This window comes from Streptomyces sp. NPDC057137 (assembly GCF_042670825.1).
Classification (GTDB): Bacteria; Actinomycetota; Actinomycetes; order Streptomycetales; family Streptomycetaceae; genus Streptomyces.
The window spans coordinates 145,707-164,296 of record NZ_JBHUUW010000013.1; the positions used below are offsets into that span (position 1 = coordinate 145,707).

An 18,590-nucleotide genomic window follows, 5' to 3' on the forward strand; every position below is an offset into this window, starting at 1 on the left:
GCATGCCAGCCAACTGCTTCGTCATCGGCGGCACCCGGGTCCTCACCCAGTGCGCCACACAACTCCTCGACGCGGGCGTACGGATCGAGGGAGTCTTCAGCGACGACCCCGCCGTGGCGGCCTGGGCGGACACGCACAAGATCCCCGTGCTCGACCCGCACGGCGATCTGCGGGCGACGCTCTCGGCGCAGCCGTTCGACTACCTGTTCAGCATGGTCAACTTCCGGATCCTGCCCGCCGACGTCCTCGCCCTGCCGACAACGGCCGCGATCAACTTCCACGACGGGCCGCTGCCCCGCTACTCCGGCAGCCACGTTCCCGCTTGGGCGCTCTACGAGGGCGCGTCCCGGCACGCGGCGACCTGGCATCGGATGACGGAGGCCGTGGACGCCGGCGGTGTGCTGCTGGAACGCTGGTTCCCGGTACGCGACCACTCCACCGCCCTGTCGCTGACGTACGAGACGGCCGAGGTGGGCATCGACCTCTTCGCCGATCTCGTACCCCACGTGGTGGCGCGAACCCTGCCCGAGCCGGTCGACACGAGCGACCGCGAGCGACGGTTCTACCGACGGTCCGCCCGCATGGCGTCCGGCGGCGTCATCCACGCTGGCACCACCGCCGTCGAGGCCGTCCGGATCTCCAAGGCCCTGGACTACGGCTCCTTCCCGAACCCGCTCGGAGTACCGACCCTCGTCACCGAGCGGGGCGCGGTCTTCACCCGGCAGGTCAGACTGATCCCGCGCGAGGACCCCCGTACCGAGACCACCGTGCTGTCCGTGACCACATCGGCCATCACCCTGGCCGCCCCGGACGCCGACCTCGTACTGAGCGACTGCACCGCCGTCGACGGCAGCGCCCTGAGCGGCCAGGCCGCCGCGCAGCGGCTCGGCATCACGCCGGGCTCGCCGCTGCCCGCCGTCTCGGCGGAGCGGCTGGCGGACATCGCCGCCGCCCAGAAGACGCTACGGGTACACGAACCGTGGTGGCGCGCACGACTGGAGAGGCTGCGCCCCGCCCCGCTGGCCGCCGACGACTTCTCCGCCGCGGGGGCCCACTACGGCCGCTACGAACTGGCCCTCACCCCCGGCTCACGGGAGGAGGCCGTCGCGGTCGTCCGCGCCTTCCTCACCGTCGTGGCCGAGCGCACCGGCGAGCGGACCTTCGACTTCGCCTGGTCACCGGCGGCCGCGCGGGTCCTCGCCGAGCAGACCCATGGCATCGCCGCCACGCGATTCCCCGTACGGTTCGACGGCGACACCTCCCGGTCCCTGCAGGAGAAGCTGGACGAAGCTGCCGCACACCAGGGCTACGCCGGCGACCTCGAACTCCGGCTCGGCCTGGCCGGTCGCCCGCTCGGTTCCGACGAGCCGAGCTTCACCGCCGTCATGGTGCTGGACCGGGACGCGGGGGAGGAGGCGTCCGCCGAACCGCACACCGAGATCGCTCTGCTGTGCCTGCGGGACGGTCCGCCCACCGTGTTCGTACGCGAGACCGCGATGGGGGAGGAGGAGGCGCTGGAGTTCACGGAGCAGGTCGAGGACCTGGTCCTGACGGCCCTGCTCCACGGCGAGGAGCCGCACCCGGAGCCCCACTCCGAGCCACGGCCCGACCCCGAGCCTCACGTCGCGGCAGAGCCCGAGGCACCGTCCGATGGGGCGTCCCCGGAGCCGCTCACGGTGCGGCCGGACGACACCTCCGCCACCCCGGCGGCGGCCGTGACGGTACTGGACCTGTTCGCGGCCACGGTGGCCGACCGGCCGCAAGCGACCGCTGTCCGCAGCGGCGCCCGCACGCTGGACTACGCCGGCCTGGACGCCTGGGCCGACGCCGTCGCCGCCCGCCTGCACGACCAGGGCATCGAGTCCGGTTCGGTGGTCGGCGTACTGATGGAGCGGGACCTCCCGCTGCTCCCGGCCATGCTCGGCATCCTGCGCGCCGGGGCGGCCTTCCTGCCTCTGGACCCGGGATACCCGGTGGAGCGGCTGCGGCGGTACGTGGAGGTCTCGCGGTGCGACCTGATCCTCACCGACTCCCGTACGCATGAGCTGGGTTCTTCGCTCGGTGACGCGCGTAGCGTGCCCATGCCGGACGGCTCGGCGCAGGCGGTGCCGCCCCAGGTCGCCGCCTCCGATCTGGCCTACCTCCTCTTCACCAGCGGATCGACCGGCGACCCGAAGGGCGTGGAGGTCGAACACGGGGCACTGGCCAACTTCCTCACCGGAATCGGTGAGCGCCTGGGCGTCTCGCCCGACGACACCGTGCTCGCACACACCACCGTGGCCTTCGACATCTCCCTGCTGGAGCTGCTCCTCGGGCTGACGGTCGGCGCGACGGTGGTACTGGCCTCCCGTGAGACAGCGGCCGACCCGTCCCGACTGGCCGAACTCACCGCTGATGTGACGGTGGCTCAGGCGACACCGAGTCTGTGGCGCCTGCTGCTGGGCACCGGCTGGACTCCGCACGCGGAACTCACCGTGCTCTCCGGCGGCGAGGCCCTGCCGCCGTCCACTGCCGAGCCTCTGCACGGACCGGCCCGCGCCCTGTGGAACCTGTACGGCCCGACCGAGGCGACGATCTGGGCCTCGTGCCACCAGGTCACCTCCGTGGGCTCGTTCCTGCCGTTGGGCGAAGCCCTGCCGAACATGGAACTCCACGTCCTGAACGGAGAGTTGGAGCCGTGCGAGGCCGGGGCGACCGGCGAGCTGTATCTCTCCGGCACCGGACTCGCACGGGGCTACACCGGCCGGCCGGATCTGACGGGGGACGTCTTCATCGTCCACCCGGTGACCGGTCTGCGGCTCTACCGGACCGGCGACGAGGTACGTCGGCACGCGGACGGCGCGATCGAATGGCTCGGGCGCGGCGACGCCCAGGTGAAGGTGCGCGGTAACCGCATCGAGCCCGCGGAGATCGAGCGGGTGCTGGAGAAGTTCGACGGCGTCACCGCCGCCGTGGTCGTCGCGGCGCGGTTCGAGGGACGCGGCGAACCGAGGCTGACCGCCTACCTGGTGGGCGACGGTACGCCGACGAAGTCCCTGCTCGACGCGTTCGTCGGCAGCTCCCTGCCCCGCTACATGGTGCCCGACGCCTATGTCGCCCTCGACGCCCTGCCGTTGACCGCCAACGGCAAGGTGGCGCGCGCCGCGCTGCCGGTGCCGACGAGGGACACCGTCCTCCTCTCGGCGCCCGAACCCGCCGCGACGCAGGCGGAGTCCGTGGAACCGTCGGAGTCCTCGCAGCCCTCGCAGTCCTCGGAGCCTTCGGAGTCGGCTGTGGCTCCGGAGTCGGCCGTGGGCGTGACGGTGGAGGCGCTGGCGGAGTCGATCGCCGGGGTGTTCGCGGCCACGCTGGGCCACTCAGGCTTCGACGTGCACGCCAACTTCTTCGACCTGGGCGGCGATTCGGCCAACGTCACGTTCGCCGCCGTACAACTCGGCCGTGAGCTGGGTGCGACCATCACCACACCGTCGATCTTCGCCACCGGTACGCCGGTGAAGCTGGCCCGGCTGCTGGGTGCGGAGGGCGTGGTACGGCTGCTCGCCCCGGAGACCGAGGAGGCCGCCACCGTACAGGCGTCGGCCGTGCCCGAGCATGAGCACGAGCCCGTGCCCGAGTCCGAGTCCGGCCACGAGTCTGTGGTGACCGTCTCCGACGTATCGACCCCATCCATATCGGCCCCCGCGCTGTCGACCTCTGCGGAGTCCGCGCCCGCGCAGCCCGCCCGGCCGGCCGACGACGGCGCCCTGGCCGTCATCGGCATGGCGTGCCGGTTCCCCGGCGCCGCCACGCCGGACGAGTTCTGGCAGAACCTCGTCGGCGGGGTGTCCAGCGTCCGGCAAGCCCCGGAGGGGAAGCGCGGCTGGGCCCACCTGTGGTCCGAAGCCGACGCCGCAGCCGCAGCCGCCGACGATGTACCGATGGCCTGGGTGGACGGTGTCGAGTACTTCGACGCCGCCCGCTTCGGACTGACCGACCGCGAGGCCCGCCGCATGGACCCCCTGCAGCGGACCTTGCTGAGCGTCACGGCCGAAGCTCTGGAGAGCTGCGGCCACGACCACACGTCCCTCGGCGCCGCCACCGGCGTCTTCATCGGCTCCATCGCGAGCGACTTCCCGGAGATCGTGGCGCGGAGCATCGGGCACCGCGACCCGCACGTGGCGACCGGCACCGCCGCCTCCATGGTCGCCAACCGGCTGTCGCACGTCTTCGACTGGTCGGGGCCGAGCTTCGTCGTCGACACGGCCTGCTCCTCCTCCCTCGTCGCCCTGCACCAAGCGGCCATGCATCTGCGGGCGGGCGACGTGGACGCCGCCGTGGTGGGGGCCGCGAACCTGGTTCTCACCCCGACCAAGTCACGCTCGTTCGCCCGCAACGGGATGCTCTCCCCGCAGGGCACGTGCCGCACCTTCGACGACGCCGCCGACGGCTATGTACGAGGGGAGGGCACCGGCGCCGTCATCCTCAAGCGGCTCGCCGACGCCGAACGCGACGGCGACCCCGTCCTCGCCGTCATCCGAGGCACCGCCGTCAACCACACAGGAGGCAGCGCCGGTTTCCTCACGGCACCCAGCAGGCCGGCGCAGGAAGCGGTGCTTCGGAAGGCGCTGGCCGGCTCCGGGCGTACGGCGGCCGACATCGGCTACGTCGAGGCGCACGGCACCGGAACGCAGCTGGGCGACCTCATCGAACTCGAAGCCCTGCACGCGGTCCTGGGCGAGCCGGCCGGCCGACGGCCGGTCGCGGTGGGCTCGGTGAAGACCAACATCGGTCATCTGGAGCCCGCCGCGGGCATCGCCGGACTGATCAAGACAATCCTGGCGCTCCAAGCGGGACACATCCCGCCGTCGTTGAACTTCAGCATCCCGAACAAGTCCTTCGACTTCGACCGCTCGCCGCTGTTCGTGGCCGACCGGCTGCTGCCGTGGGGCAGCGGCCCGCGCGTCGCGGGAATCAGCAGCTTCGGCTTCGGCGGCGCGAACGCCCACGCGGTGGTCGAGGCGGGACCAGTCGGCGCACCGGACGGTACGGCACCGGACGGCACGGAGCCCGGTCCGCGGCTGCTGATCCTCTCCGCGGGATCGGACGAGGCGCTGCGTACCCTGGCCCACCGGCTCGTGCTGATGCTGCGCTCCGCGTACTGCCCGTCCCTGGACGAGCTGAGCGAGGCGAGCCGACGGCGGCCCGCCGCCGCACACCGGCTGGCCTGCGTGGCGGACAGCGTCGAGCAACTGGAGGACAAGCTGCGGCTGTTCCTGGCCGGGGTCGCGGACATCCGTTCCCTCAGCGTGGGGGTGCCGTCCGAGGCCGGTGCCACGGAGCCGATCGGTGCCACAGAGCCGATCGGCGCCGGGGCGAGCCGGGAGACCCTCGCCGAGGCCGCCCGCGCGTTCGTCGCCGGTGCGGCTCTGCCCGCCGGGCGGCGGAGTCGGGCGGGCGTACGGTTCCCGACCGCGCCGCACGCGGAGAAGTACCTCTGGCTGGAACCCGCCGAGCAGCCGAACACGCCCGTCCACGACGGCGCGTCCGGCCGTACGAAGAGCACGTGGACACAGCACCCGGAGGCCGCCGAACACCTGGTGCTCGGCAAGCCGACACTGCCCGGCGCCGGGTACCCCGGCAAGGTGGCCGAGCTGATCGGACAGGATCGGTTCGGTCTGCGGGACCTCACCTTCCGGGCGGCTGTCGAGGCCCCCGCAACGCTCACCGCCGAACGCGACAACACCACGGTCGCCTTCCGCGACGGCACCGGCGCCCTCGTCTGCACCGCCGAGGTAACCGGCCCCGAGCAGGCGACACTCGCCCCCGCGGCCACCACCGACGGCTTCACCGCCGTCGCGCTCGACGCGATGTACGACGCGTTCGAACGCGCCGGACTCAGCTACGGCGTCGGCTTCCGGACCGTATCCGCGCTGTCCGTCGCGCCCGGTCAGGCGACGGGTGTGCTGCGCGGCGACGCGCGGACCGCCGATGCGCGGACGGCCGACACGGTGGACGCCCGGCTCCTCGACGGCGCCTTCCAGATCGCGCTCGCCGCGTGCGGCGCGCAGGGACTGTATGTGCCGTTCACCATCGAACGGCTCACCGTCCTCGGCCCTCTTCCGGACACCGCCCGGGTGTACGCCCGGCGGGACCGGGACTCCGGGCCGGACTCCGGTCTGCTGACCGCGAGCCTGGTGATACTCGACGGCGACGAACCCGTACTGGAGGCCCGCGGGGTCACCTGGAAGCGGCTCTCGCAGGCGCCGCCGTCGGAGGCCACGGGAGGCGACACGCGGAGCGGCCACCGTGCCGCGACGCCTTCGTCGCCGACCTCGACCCCGGCACGGACCCCCGCGTACGTGTCCAACGGTCACCGTCCCGTGCCGTCCCCCGGCCGCCCGGCGGCCGGCGGGCTCGACGCGGCCGTGGCCCAATGGGTGGCAGCCGCGCTGGAGTTGGACGTCGACGACCTGGAGACGGACCGACCCCTGCAGGAGCAGGGGCTCGATTCGATGCTCGCGGTCTCATTGGCCCAGGACATCCGGGCCAAGCTGGATGTGGACATACCCGTGACGCTGGTCCTGGAGGTCGGCACCGTCGATCGCCTGGCCGCCGAGCTGAGGGACGAGTACGGGGCCACCGCGGCGCCCGCCGAGGAACTCCCTGAGCCCGCCACGGTCCCGGAGCCGGACCGGGTGCCGGAAGCGGCTCCGGAGCCGGTTCGGGTGCTGGACGCGCCCCAGGTCCCGGCCCCGGTGCAAGTGATCGAGCGGGTGGTCGAGCCGCCTGTTGCCCCGGTGCGCGACGACGCGGATCCGGACGCGGACCTGCACGACATCGCCATCATCGGCTTCGACGGGGTGTTCCCGAACGCCGCGAACACCGAGGAGCTGTGGCGGGTACTGCTGGAGGGCGTGGACTGCCTGAGCGAGGTGCCCGCGTCCCGCTGGGACATCGACTCGTACTACGGCACGGAGGGCAAGCCCGGCACCGTCTACCTCAGACGCGCCGGCTTCATCGAAGGGCTGACCGACTTCGACGCCGGGTTCTTCCGGCTGTCGCCCGCGGAGGCGGAGTGGATCGACCCCCAGCAGCGTCATCTCGTCCAGTCCGCCTGGCGGGCAATGGAAGACGCGGGCCTGGCGGGAAGCGGCCAGCGGTCCACCGGTGTGTTCGTGGGCGCCAGTTACCAGCACTACCGCGACATGGTCGTCGGGGACGTCGTACAGACGGCGGCGGGCCTGGGCAACCACAACGCGATCCTGGCCAACCGGGTGAGTTACTTCCTGGATCTGCACGGGCCGAGCATGACGATCGACACGTTGTGTTCGTCGTCGTTGGTCGCGTTGCATACGGCGGTACGGAGCATCCGCGACGGCGAGTGCGAGCAGGCCATCGTCGCCGGTGTGCACCTGGCGATGTCACCGCAGTACTTCCAACTGGGCGCACGACTCCGGTCGTTCTCTCCCTCCAATGCCCTGCGGCCGTTTGATGCGGGGGCGGATGGGTTTGTGCCGGGGGAGGGTGTGGTGACGGTGGTGGTGAAGCCGTTGGGTGCTGCGTTGCGTGACGGTGACCGGGTGCGGGGTGTGATTCGGGGGAGTGCGGTCAACCATGGTGGTCGTACGAGTGGGTTGACGGTGCCGAGCAGTGCGGCGCAGCAGGAGGTTGTGTCTGCGGCGTTGGGGGATGCGGGGGTGTCGGTCGAGTCGATCGGGTTGGTGGAGGCTCATGGGACGGGGACGAGTCTGGGTGATCCGATCGAGGTGGAGGGGCTGACGCGTGCGTGGCGTGGGGTGACGGACAGGTCGCAGTTCTGTGCGATCGGTTCGCTGAAGGGGAATGTGGGTCATCTGGAACCGGCGGCCGGGTTGGCCGGACTGGTCAAGGTCCTCCTGGCCATGGAACACGAGACGGTTCCGCCGTCGTTGCATGTGGTGCGGCCGAATGACCACATCCGGTTCGAGGACACGCCGTTCTATCTGGCTGACCGCGCGGTGGAGTGGCCCCGGAACGGAGTGCCGCGGCGTGGGGCGGTCAGTGCGTTCGGTATGGGTGGGGTGAATGCCCATGTGATTGTGGAGGAAGCTCCTGTGGTGCCGGTGCGTGAGTCGTCGGTGCAGGAGTCGTATGTGGTGCGGGTCAGTGCGGGGGACGAGACCGCGCTGCGCACCCTCGCCGACGCCTACGCCGAAACTCTGATCGACACTCCGGATGACGAGGTCGGAGACTTCGCCTTCACCGCCAACACCGGCCGCGCCGCGCACCGTTATGGGGTGGCGGTGCAGGGTGCCGATGCCCGTGCACTCGCCGCCGGGCTGAAGGAAGTAGTAACGGGTCGCGGTGCCCTGTCCCGGAAGGGCGGCAAGGCACAGCCTTCGGCCTTCATGTTCACGGGTCAGGGTTCGCAGTATGTGGGTATGGGCCGTGGTCTGTATGAGGTCGAGCCGGTGTTTCGGGCGGCGTTGGATGAGTGTGCGGGGTTGTTGGCCGGGCATGTGGATGTGCCGTTGCGGGAGTTGTTGTTCGGTGACGGTCCTGCGGGTCGGTTGGATCGGACGGGGTTTGCGCAGCCGGCGATTGTGAGTGTGCAGGTGGCGTTGGTGCGGTGGTTGGAGTCGGTGGGGGTGCGTCCGGATGTGGTGGTGGGTCACAGTCTGGGTGAGCTGACGGCGGCCTGGGCGGCGGGCGTGCTGGATCTGGGGAATCTGCTGGAGTTGACCGCGGTGCGTGGGCGGTTGATGGAGTCGCAGCCGGGTGAGGGTGCGATGGCGGTGGTGCACGCGGAGTCGGAAGCTGTTCTCGCCGCTGTTGCTGATCATCCCGGGGTGGAGATCGCGGCGTTCAACGCGCGTCGATCGGTGACAATCACGGGCCCGGCGGATGCGGTTGCCGGCTTCTGTCAGGGGTCGGGTTTGCGGACGCAGATGCTGACGGTGAGTCATGCGTTTCATTCGGCGGCGATGGAGGGTGCGGTGGCGCCGTTCGCCGGGGCGGTGGCGGGGAGGTCGTTGTCGGCTCCGGTGATCGGGTTCGCGTCGACGGTGTCGGGTGGGTGGCATTCCGCCGAGACGGCGTCCGACCCCGATTACTGGGGGCGGGCCATTCGTGAACCGGTGCGTTTCTCCGAGGCTGTTGCCGCGCTGGCCGAGTTCGGTGCGGGGTCGGTGTGGGAGATCGGTTCCCATCCTCAGCTGACCTCGCTCGCCAAGGCGTCGTGGGGCGAGAAACAGCCGGTGTGGCTGAGCACGTTGCGACGTGACCGCACCGACCAGGTTCAACTACACGCGGCGGTTGCCGAGCACTACAACCACACCCGCACCGACCTCGACTGGGCCGGTCTGCACGAGGGCAGGGGCCGGCGCACCACCACCATCCCCACCTACCCCTTCAACCGACAGGAGCTGGCCGCGCCGCCCGTTCGCCGCAGCGGTACTGGGACGAGCACCCTCAGCCACCCGCTGTTCGACCGTCACTACGAGCACCGGAGTGAGGGACAGTGACGTACCCCGGCGAGACCTACGAGAAGACGTTCACGGGCCAGGAGCCCTTCATCGCCCAGCACCGCTCCGCGGGTACCGGGCTGCTGCCCGCCGCTGTGCAGCTGGAGATGGCGATGGTGGGGGTCGCCCAACGTCGGCCGTTCACCCCGCTGGAGCTCACCGATGTGACATTCCTGCGACCCCTCACCATCGCCGACGACGCGGCGGCGCCGGTCCGGCTCGACGTGTCCTTCGGCCCGCAGATCCGCTTCGAGCTGAGCACCGTGGTGGCCGGTGACCGCAAGCCGCTGTCCACCGGAACCGGCCGACTGCTCGCCGGCGCCGTCCAGGCCCCACTCGCCAATACCGCCTGGCAGGTGACAGGCACGCGGACGATCACTTCGGAGCGGCTGTACGAGAGTTGGGCGCGTGAGGGCCTGCAGTACGGTCCCGACTTCCGTACCGTCAGGGAACTCGCCGTCGGAGAGGGCGGCGTGGCGCGGGCCACGTTGCGGTCCGACGCCGAGCCCATGCCCTGGTACGCCCATCCGCTGCTGGTGGACGGCGTGTTCCAGGTCGTCAGCTGCGCGCTCCAGGACCTCACGGGAGACGTCGGCCCGTATCCCATGCTGCCGATCGGCGTCGCTCGGTTCGCGGTCCTCGCGGATCTCTCGGTTCTGTCTGCCGGTGTGACCGTCCTGGTGCGCCGGACCGGCGTCGACGGCGCGTACGCGACTGCGGACGCCCAACTGCTCGGGCCCTCGGACGAGGTCGTGGCGGAGTTCGAGGGGCTGCGGATGCGTCGCACGGCCGCCATGTCGCGACCGCCCGTCGCCCCGGCCGCCCCGCCGCGGGCCGCCATGCTGCCCATCACCCGGATCGACTGGCGGCCCGCGCCGGCGACCGACGAGCGGCACGATACGGCGACCGGAACCTGGGTGGTGCTGCACAACGGCGGTACGGGCAGCCTGGGTGAGCGCGCCGCCCGGCAACTCCGGGCCGAGGGAGCCCGCGTGGTGGAGGTCGGCGTCGGACCGACCGGCGCACAGGCACAGGCACAGGCACAGGCGCTCGACCGTGATCGGCTGATGCTCGCGCAGCCGGACGAGGAGGCGTTCCGGCGGCTCTGGGAGGACGTCGGGGACCCGGTCGCGGGTGTGGTGCACCTCTGGAACGCCGACGACGCGCCCGACGACGGCGCTCCGGCGGAGGAGGGGGAGAAGGCGGAGTTCCGCCTCGGCCTGTACGGCTGCCTGGCCGCCCTCCGTACCCTCGGCGAGCGGCAGCGCAAGTCCCGCTTCTTCCTGGTGACCAGGGACGGGCAGCCGGTCGCGAACGGCGACCGGCCGGTGCCCGCGCGCTCCGCCCTCTGGGGTTTCGTCCGCACCGCCGCCATCGAGTACCCGGGCTTCCACCCCCGCCTCCTCGACATCGACCAGCCCTCCGACGACACGCTCCGCGCCGTCCTGGTGGAGCTCGGCGCCGCCGGCGGCCCGACCGAAGTCGGCTATCGGCAGGGAGTGCGCCACGTACCCGTCCGGGTGCGCGACCGGTCGGCGTACGCCCCGGTTCATGGCGGGAATGGGCCCATCAGGCAGGGCGGCCGCTACCTCGTCCTCGGTGGACACGGCGGGCTCGGCCTGGAGGTCGCCGACCGGTTCGCACGGGAGGGCGCCGGAGTCGTCGCGCTGGTCAGCCGTTCCGGAGCGGCCGGTGCCGACCACGACCGGACGGCCGCGATCGGCGCGCGGGGATGCGAGGTCGTGTCCTACAGCGCGGACGTGACCACCCCCGGCGCCCTGGCGGCCGTGGTGGAGCGCTTCCGTGCGGAGTTCGGCGAGTTGCACGGCGTGGTCCACGCGGCCGGCACGCTCAAGGACGGACTGATCCGCAGCGCCACCGCCGAGGACATCGCGGCGGTGATGCGGCCGAAGGCCGACGGCGTTCGGGAGCTGGCCGCCGCCGTGGTCGGGCACGACCTGGACTTCGCCGTGCTGTTCGCGTCGGTCTCCGGCACGTTCGGCAACCTCGGCCAGGGCGGATACGCCGCGGCCAACGCCTACCTCGACGCTTTCGCGCACGCGCACGGCTCGCCGTGGCTGAGCGTCGACTGGGGCCTCTGGGGCGAGGTGGGCATGGGCACGGCCGTCGCGGAACAGCTGCGGCGGCGCGGAGTCCGGCCGTTGGACACCGCGGAGGGCCTGGACGCCCTGATTGCGCTACTGGGGGCGGAGGATGGCCTCCACCAGGTGATCGTCGCCCACCCGGACGCCGGCGACGTGGTCGTCGAACTCGAACCCCAACTCGAAGACGCCGGGCCGAAGTTCGGCGCGCCTGCCAGCGAGCAGGACGCCACCGGCGCCACGGGGGAGGGCGACGGGGAGCACGTCGCGGACGCGCTGGAGCGCTTCCTTGCGGAGCGACTGGGCGTCACATCCTTCGACCGCGACACCCCGCTGTCGGACTACGGCATGAGCTCGATCATGAGCGTTGAGCTGTCGGAGGACCTGTCCGGCAAGTGGGGTATCCATCTTCCGGCGACGCTCTTCCTGGAGTACGGCGAGTTCGCCGAACTCGTCGAGGCCCTGACCGGCCGTTACGGCGCGGCCGTCGCGGTCACGGCGCCGGAGGCCGCCGAGCCTGCAACCGTCGGGAGCAGCGAAACGGCCGAGACCATTGAGCCGACGCCAACCTCGCCCCCGGCCCCCTCCCCGAACCCCCCGCGCCCGCGCCCGCGACGGCACACAGCGGCCGGTCGCGACGCGGACGTCGCGATCGTCGCCGTGTCCGGTGATCTCCCGGGCGCGGTCGGCGGGGTGACGGAGCTGTGGCCCCTGCTCCGCTCCGGCGGTCACGCGTTCACCGAGGTGCCGGCCGAACGCTGGGACATCGACGCCCACTTCGAGGAACGCGGTCCCCGTATGACGGGCACCTACTGCCGTACCGGTGCCTTCGTCACCGGTATCGACCGCTTCGACCCGGCCTTCTTCGGTATCTCCGTACGCGAGGCCGACGAGATGGACGTACAGCAGAAGCTGCTGCTGGAGCACGCCTGGACGGTGCGGGACGACAGCGGTCTCGCCGGCCGCCGCGACATCGGCGTCTTCGTCGGCGCCACCTACACCCATCACCGCGACGCGCAGGGGCTGGAGACCGTCGGACCGCACACCGCGCTCGGCTCCATGAACGCGGTACTGGCCAACCGGATCTCGTACGCGCTCGACCTGACCGGCCCATCGCAGACCGTCGACACCCTGTGCTCGTCGTCCCTCGTCGCCATCCAGCAGGCGGTCGCCGCGCTGCGCGCGGGACACTGCGGCGCGGCGATCGTGGCGGCCTGCCAGGTCGGTCTGACCCCGTGGTACTACCGCAGCCTGAGCCAGCTCGGTGCCCTGTCCGGCACCCGGCCGAGGCCCTTCGACGAGCGGGCCGACGGATTCCTCCCCGGCGAAGGCACGTTGGCCGTGATGCTGAAGCCGCTCGCGGACGCCGAACAGGACGGCGACCGGATCTGGGGCGTCATCCGGGGTACGGCCGTCAACCACGGGGGCCGAGGCAGCGCCCTCCCGGTGCCCCGAAGCGAGGCCCAGGCCGCGGTCGTTCGGGCGGCGCTGGACGACGCCGGACTGGCTCCGGCGGATGTCTCCCTGATCGAGACGCACGGCACGGCCACCCGGCTCGGCGACCCGATCGAGATCGCCGCGCTGACCGAGGTGTTCGGCGGTGACCCGGACCGTGGCGAGCCGTGTCACATCGGGACCGTGAAGGGCAACATCGGTCATCTGGAGCCCGCGGCGGGCCTCGCCGGCCTGGTGAAGGTCCTGCTGTGCCTGCGGCACGGGGAGATCCCGCCCGTCGCCGGTTTCGAGACCCCCAGCAGCCATCTGGACCTGTCCGCCGGGCCGTTCGTGATCCCCGTCGAGCCGCAGCCGTGGACCTCGGACGGGCCGCGCCGGGCGGGAATCAGCTCCTTCGGCATGGGAGGGACCAACGCCCACATCGTCGTGGAGGAGTACGTCGGGGGGTCCCGGCACGAGGCGTCCGGCGAGCAGAGCAGTACGGCCGCCGCCGCCGTACCGGACGAGCACCTGCTGGTCCTGTCCGCGCACACTCCGGACACCCTGACCCGGCGCATGGCGGACGTCCGGTCACTCCTGCGGCAGGAGAACGCGCCGAGCCTGAGCGCCCTGTGCCGTTCCAGCGCCGTCGGACGCGACCACCAGGCGTACCGGGTCGCGGTCCTGGGAGCCACGACCGACGAGCTGAGCGCCGGGCTGGCCGAGGCGCTGCGCCTGGCGGACCGGGCGCCCGGCACTGTCGTACGCGGCGGAAGAGTGCTGGACAGCGCGTCGACCGGGCTCAGCGGCCCGGCCTTCCGCTACGTCGGCGGCGGCACCGTTGACTGGACCACGGTGTACCCCGGGCGGCCGGCGGGCCGAGCTGCCCTCCCGCCCTATCCGTTCGGCCCACGATCCGAGGAAGTCGCGACGCCCGCCGCGACGCCGACCCGGGCCACACGGAACGCACCGGACACGACCGAAGTCGTACGGCGACTCTCGCGCGCCCACCGTGTCCTGGGCGAGGAGACCGTACCCGGAGCACTGCCGGTGGCCCTCGGTCTGCTGACGAGCGGTGCCCTGCGGCAGATCACCTTCACCGGTCGGGGGACCGGAGACCATCCCCTCACGAGCGATCTGGACGACCCCACCCGTACCGGACCGGCCTTCTTCCGGCACGCCGACCGGGTCATCGCCCGGCTCACCACCACCGAACCCCCGGCCACGCCGCCCGCCGCCGTGGACCTCGACACCCTGCGGGCCGTCCTCGACCGGACGCTGGAACCGGCAGGCCTCTACGCCTGGTTCGCGGCGAAAGGCATGGAACTCACCGCGCCGCTGCGGTCCGTAGCCGAGGTGCACTACGGGTCCGGCCGGGTACTCGCGCGGATCGACGTGCCGGTAGGCAGCACCCTGGAGGCCGAGGCGGTGGCACTCGACGCCGCTCTCCAGGCCATGGCCGTACTCACGTTGGCGGATCCCGCGGCACCGTCGGCCACCTATCTGCCGGTCTCCATCGGCCGGGCGGTGCGCTGGGCGGACGCGGCGCGGGCGGAGTTCGTACTGCTCGAAGGCGCCGAGCCCGACAGCGACGGCACGCGGCGCGGCGACGCGTCCCTGCTCGCCGCCGACGGCCGGGTGTTGGTCCGGCTGGACGACATCGAGTACCGGACCGTGGCCGCGAACGACACCGCACCATCCGCTCCTCCCACCCGCCGCGCACCGAGGGACGCGGCGGCGGAGGCGGCGATCGTCGCGGTGGTACGGGACGTGCTCCGCGCCCCCGGTGTCACGGCGACCACCTCGCTGTCCACGGTGGGTCTTGACTCCATGCTGGCCACCGCCATCGCGGCCGACGTCGAGGCGGCGTACGGGGTGAAGTTGAGCCCGACGGACGTCCTGGACACCGCGGACTGCCGCACCCTCGCCGCGCATGTCGCCGAACTGGCCGACGACGAAGGCGTGTTCGCCCCGGCCACGGTCCGTGATACGGCGACCCCCCGCGATACAGCCACAGTCCGGGAGCCGGCTCCCGGCAGCACCGCTGGCGACCGGGAACAGGACATCGCCGTCATCGGGCTGGCCCTGGCGCTCCCCGGCGCCCCGGACCCGGAACGGCTCTGGTCGCTGCTCGCCGACTCGGGCCAGGAGATCCGTCCGGCGCCGGCCCACCGCTGGGGCCGGTACGCCAACGGACACGAGCCCGATGTCGGCGGATTCCTCGACAACGTCGAGGAGTTCGACGCCCGGTTCTTCGACTTCTTCCCCAAACAGGCCGAAGTGCTCGACCCCCAGGCCCGCTGGCTGCTCCGCTCGACCTGGGAAGCACTGGAGTCGGCCGGCCTCCCACCGCGCCAACTGTCCCCGTCCACCGGTGTGTTCGTGGGCGCCAGCTATCAGCACTACAAGGACTACAACATCGAGCCGGAGCTGGACGCGCCCAGCGGCCTGGGCAACCACAACGCATTCCTGGCCAACCGGGTGAGTTACTTCCTGGATCTGCATGGGCCGAGCATGACGATCGACACGTTGTGTTCGTCGTCGTTGGTGGCGTTGCATACGGCGGTGCGCAGCATCCGCGACGGCGAGTGCGAGCAGGCCATCGTCGCCGGCGTCCGGGTCGCTCTGTCACCCCTGCACTACGTCGCGATGAAGAACCTGCGCGCGCTCTCTCCCTCGGGCACATCCCGGCCGTTTGATGCGGGGGCGGATGGGTTTGTGCCGGGGGAGGGTGTGGTGACGGTGGTGGTGAAGCCGTTGGGTGCTGCGTTGCGTGACGGTGACCGGGTGCGGGGTGTGATTCGGGGGAGTGCGGTCAACCATGGTGGTCGTACGAGTGGGTTGACGGTGCCGAGCAGTGCGGCGCAGCAGGAGGTTGTGTCTGCGGCGTTGGGGGATGCGGGGGTGTCGGTCGAGTCGATCGGGTTGGTGGAGGCTCATGGGACGGGGACGAGTCTGGGTGATCCGATCGAGGTGGAGGGGCTGACGCGTGCGTGGCGTGGGGTGACGGACAGGTCGCAGTTCTGTGCGATCGGTTCGCTGAAGGGGAATGTGGGTCATCTGGAACCGGCGGCCGGGTTGGCCGGACTGGTCAAGGTCCTCCTGGCCATGGAACACGAGATCGTTCCGCCGTCGTTGCATGTGGTGCGGCCGAATGACCACATCCGGTTCGAGGACACGCCGTTTTATCTGGCTGACCGCGCGGTGGAGTGGCCCCGGAACGGGGTGCCACGGCGTGGGGCGGTCAGTGCGTTCGGCATGGGCGGCGTGAACGCCCATGTGATCGTGGAAGAACCGCCGTTGCTGCGTACGCGGGGCACACCCGCGCAGGACTCGCATGTCGTACGGGTCAGCGCCGCCGACGAGACCGCACTGCGAACCCTCGCCGACACCTACGCCGATCGGTTCGACACAGCCCGCGACGCCTGGGAGACCGCCGACCTCTGCCACACCGCCAACACCGGCCGCTCCCCACTGGAGTTCCAGACCGCGGTGCGTGGACGTGACTCCGCCGAACTCGCCGCCGCACTGCGCTCCGTCGCCGCCGGGAACACCCCGGTGGCGCGCGTCGACATCGACCTGACGGCCGAAGAGGCGGCGCCCCGGGCCGCCGACGTCGTGGATCTGGTCAGGTCGGGGTACGCGCACACCGACTGGGCCGCGCTCTCCGCCAAGGGCGCCCGCGTCTCGGACCTCCCCACCTATCCGTTCGCGCGAGGGTCATACTGGCGCACCACCGACCCCGACCCCACGGTCGTGCCGGGTCCCACGGTCGTGCCGGGTCCGGCACCGTCCGGGAGTGAGGCGGTACGTATCGAGTGGCGCGCCAGGAAACTGGCCCCCGCGCTCGTGGCCGGCCCGGCCACGGTACGCGTGGTCGCCGCCGACCCCGAGATCGGGCGTGCGCTGACCACGGCCCTCCGGGACCGGAGCGTGACCGTCGTCGAGCCCGGTCGACAGTCGGACGCGACCATCGTGGTCGACGCCCCGGGCAGTCGGCGGAGCCAGGTCGGCCGGCCCCTCGAACTGAGCGAGTTCTGGGCCGAGTTGGGCGGCCTGATGAAGGCGCTGCCCGCGCACGGGAAACTGCTCTGGGCCGGATTCCACGATGTGGCCGTACATCCCGACGAGCGTGGCGACCTGTCGCCCGAGCGGGCTGCCATGGCCATGGCCGTACGGGCCGCCGGAGCGGAGAACCGTAAGCCCATCTCGGTTGTCCATCTGGACCCGGCCGACCCCGCCGAGGTGCAGGCCGTCCGCCTGGCGGCCGAGTACGCCGCCCTGAGCGCCGGCCCGTCGGCCGGGGCCGACTCCGGCACGGTGGTCGCCGTCTACCGGCGAGGCGTCAGGTACACCCCGGAACCGGTGCCCGCGCCGGCCGGCCCGTCGTACGCCCTGCCCGCCTCCGGGTACTACCTGGTCACCGGAGGACTGGGCGCCGTAGGGCTGCGGCTGACCGAACGGCTGATCGACCGGGGAGCCAGGCGTATCGGCATCATCGGCCGGTCGGTCGTCGATGCCGCGACCTCCGCCCCGCTGCGGGAGCTGGCGAGGCGCGCCGAGGTCGAGTATCTGGCCTGCGATGTGTCCGACCCGGCGGCGCTCGCCGCCGTGGCCGGGCAGTTCGGCCGGCGCTGGGGTCGACTGGTCGGCGTAGTGCACTCCTCCGGCGGGGTCAACCCGTTCGGGGCGATGCACCGCCGGGCATGGGGTGACGCCGAGAAGGTGCTCGCGCCCAAGGTTCCCGGCTCGCTCAACGTCGTACGGCTGGCCAAGGAACAGGGCGCCGACTTCACCGTCCTGGTGTCCTCGATCGCGGGCACGCAGGCATCGGCCGGCCGGGGCCTGGTCGACTACAGCCTCGCCAACGCCTACCAACTGGCCCTGGCCGAGCGGGAGAACGACGCCGTCACCACGGTCACCGCACACGCGTGGCCGAACTGGACGGGCATCGGCATGCGGGCGGACGAGTCCTTCTCCGCCGCGTACTCGGTCAGCGCCGATCAGGCGCTGGACGCCTTCTTCGACCACCTGCGGTCGGGTGGCGCCGTGATCTTCCCGGGAAGCGCTCCCGCGACCCCGCCGAAGACCCCGCCGAAGACCGCGGAGTCGGCCGTGCCTGCCGTGCCCGCCGTGCCCGCCGACTCCGTGCCGTCGCCGGTGCGGACCGGGGGTGACGTCGTGGGGATGCGCGCACGGGTCCGGGACGCCTTCGTCCAAGTGCTCGGGGAGGACCCGGGAGACCGTCCGCTCCAGACACTCGGCCTGGACTCTCTGGTGATCGCCGAGCTGACCACGGCCCTTGAGCAGCGCAGTGATCGAACCGTCGATCCGTCGCTGCTGATGCGGGCGCGTACGGCCGACGAGATCGCGGCGGACCTCGCCACCCATGAGGCGACGACCCCACACCATCCGCCCACGCCCACACCCACGCCCACGCATGAGAACGAGCACGAGCACGACCACGAGTCCGTACCCACCTCCGCCTCCGCTCTGAGCGCCTTGCTACGTCCTCTGCTCGTGCACGACGGACACCGGGGACGGGGACAGGCATGACCCGAGAGCCGAACGA

Annotated in this window: 2 protein-coding genes; both read left to right on the forward strand. The window is 71.7% G+C overall.

Annotated elements, in window-relative coordinates:
• The first annotated feature begins 2 nt into the window (after positions 1–2).
• Entirely contained in the window at positions 3–9,482 is a 9,480-nt protein-coding gene (locus ACFT9I_RS14295; protein ID WP_382564014.1) for an amino acid adenylation domain-containing protein, read from the forward strand.
• The gene (locus ACFT9I_RS14300; protein ID WP_382564015.1) at positions 9,479–18,574 is read left to right on the forward strand and encodes an SDR family NAD(P)-dependent oxidoreductase; all 9,096 of its coding nucleotides are present in this window, start codon (positions 9,479–9,481) and stop codon (positions 18,572–18,574) included. Before ACFT9I_RS14295 ends, ACFT9I_RS14300 begins: the two co-directional genes overlap by 4 nt.
• Positions 18,575–18,590 lie beyond the last annotated feature (16 nt).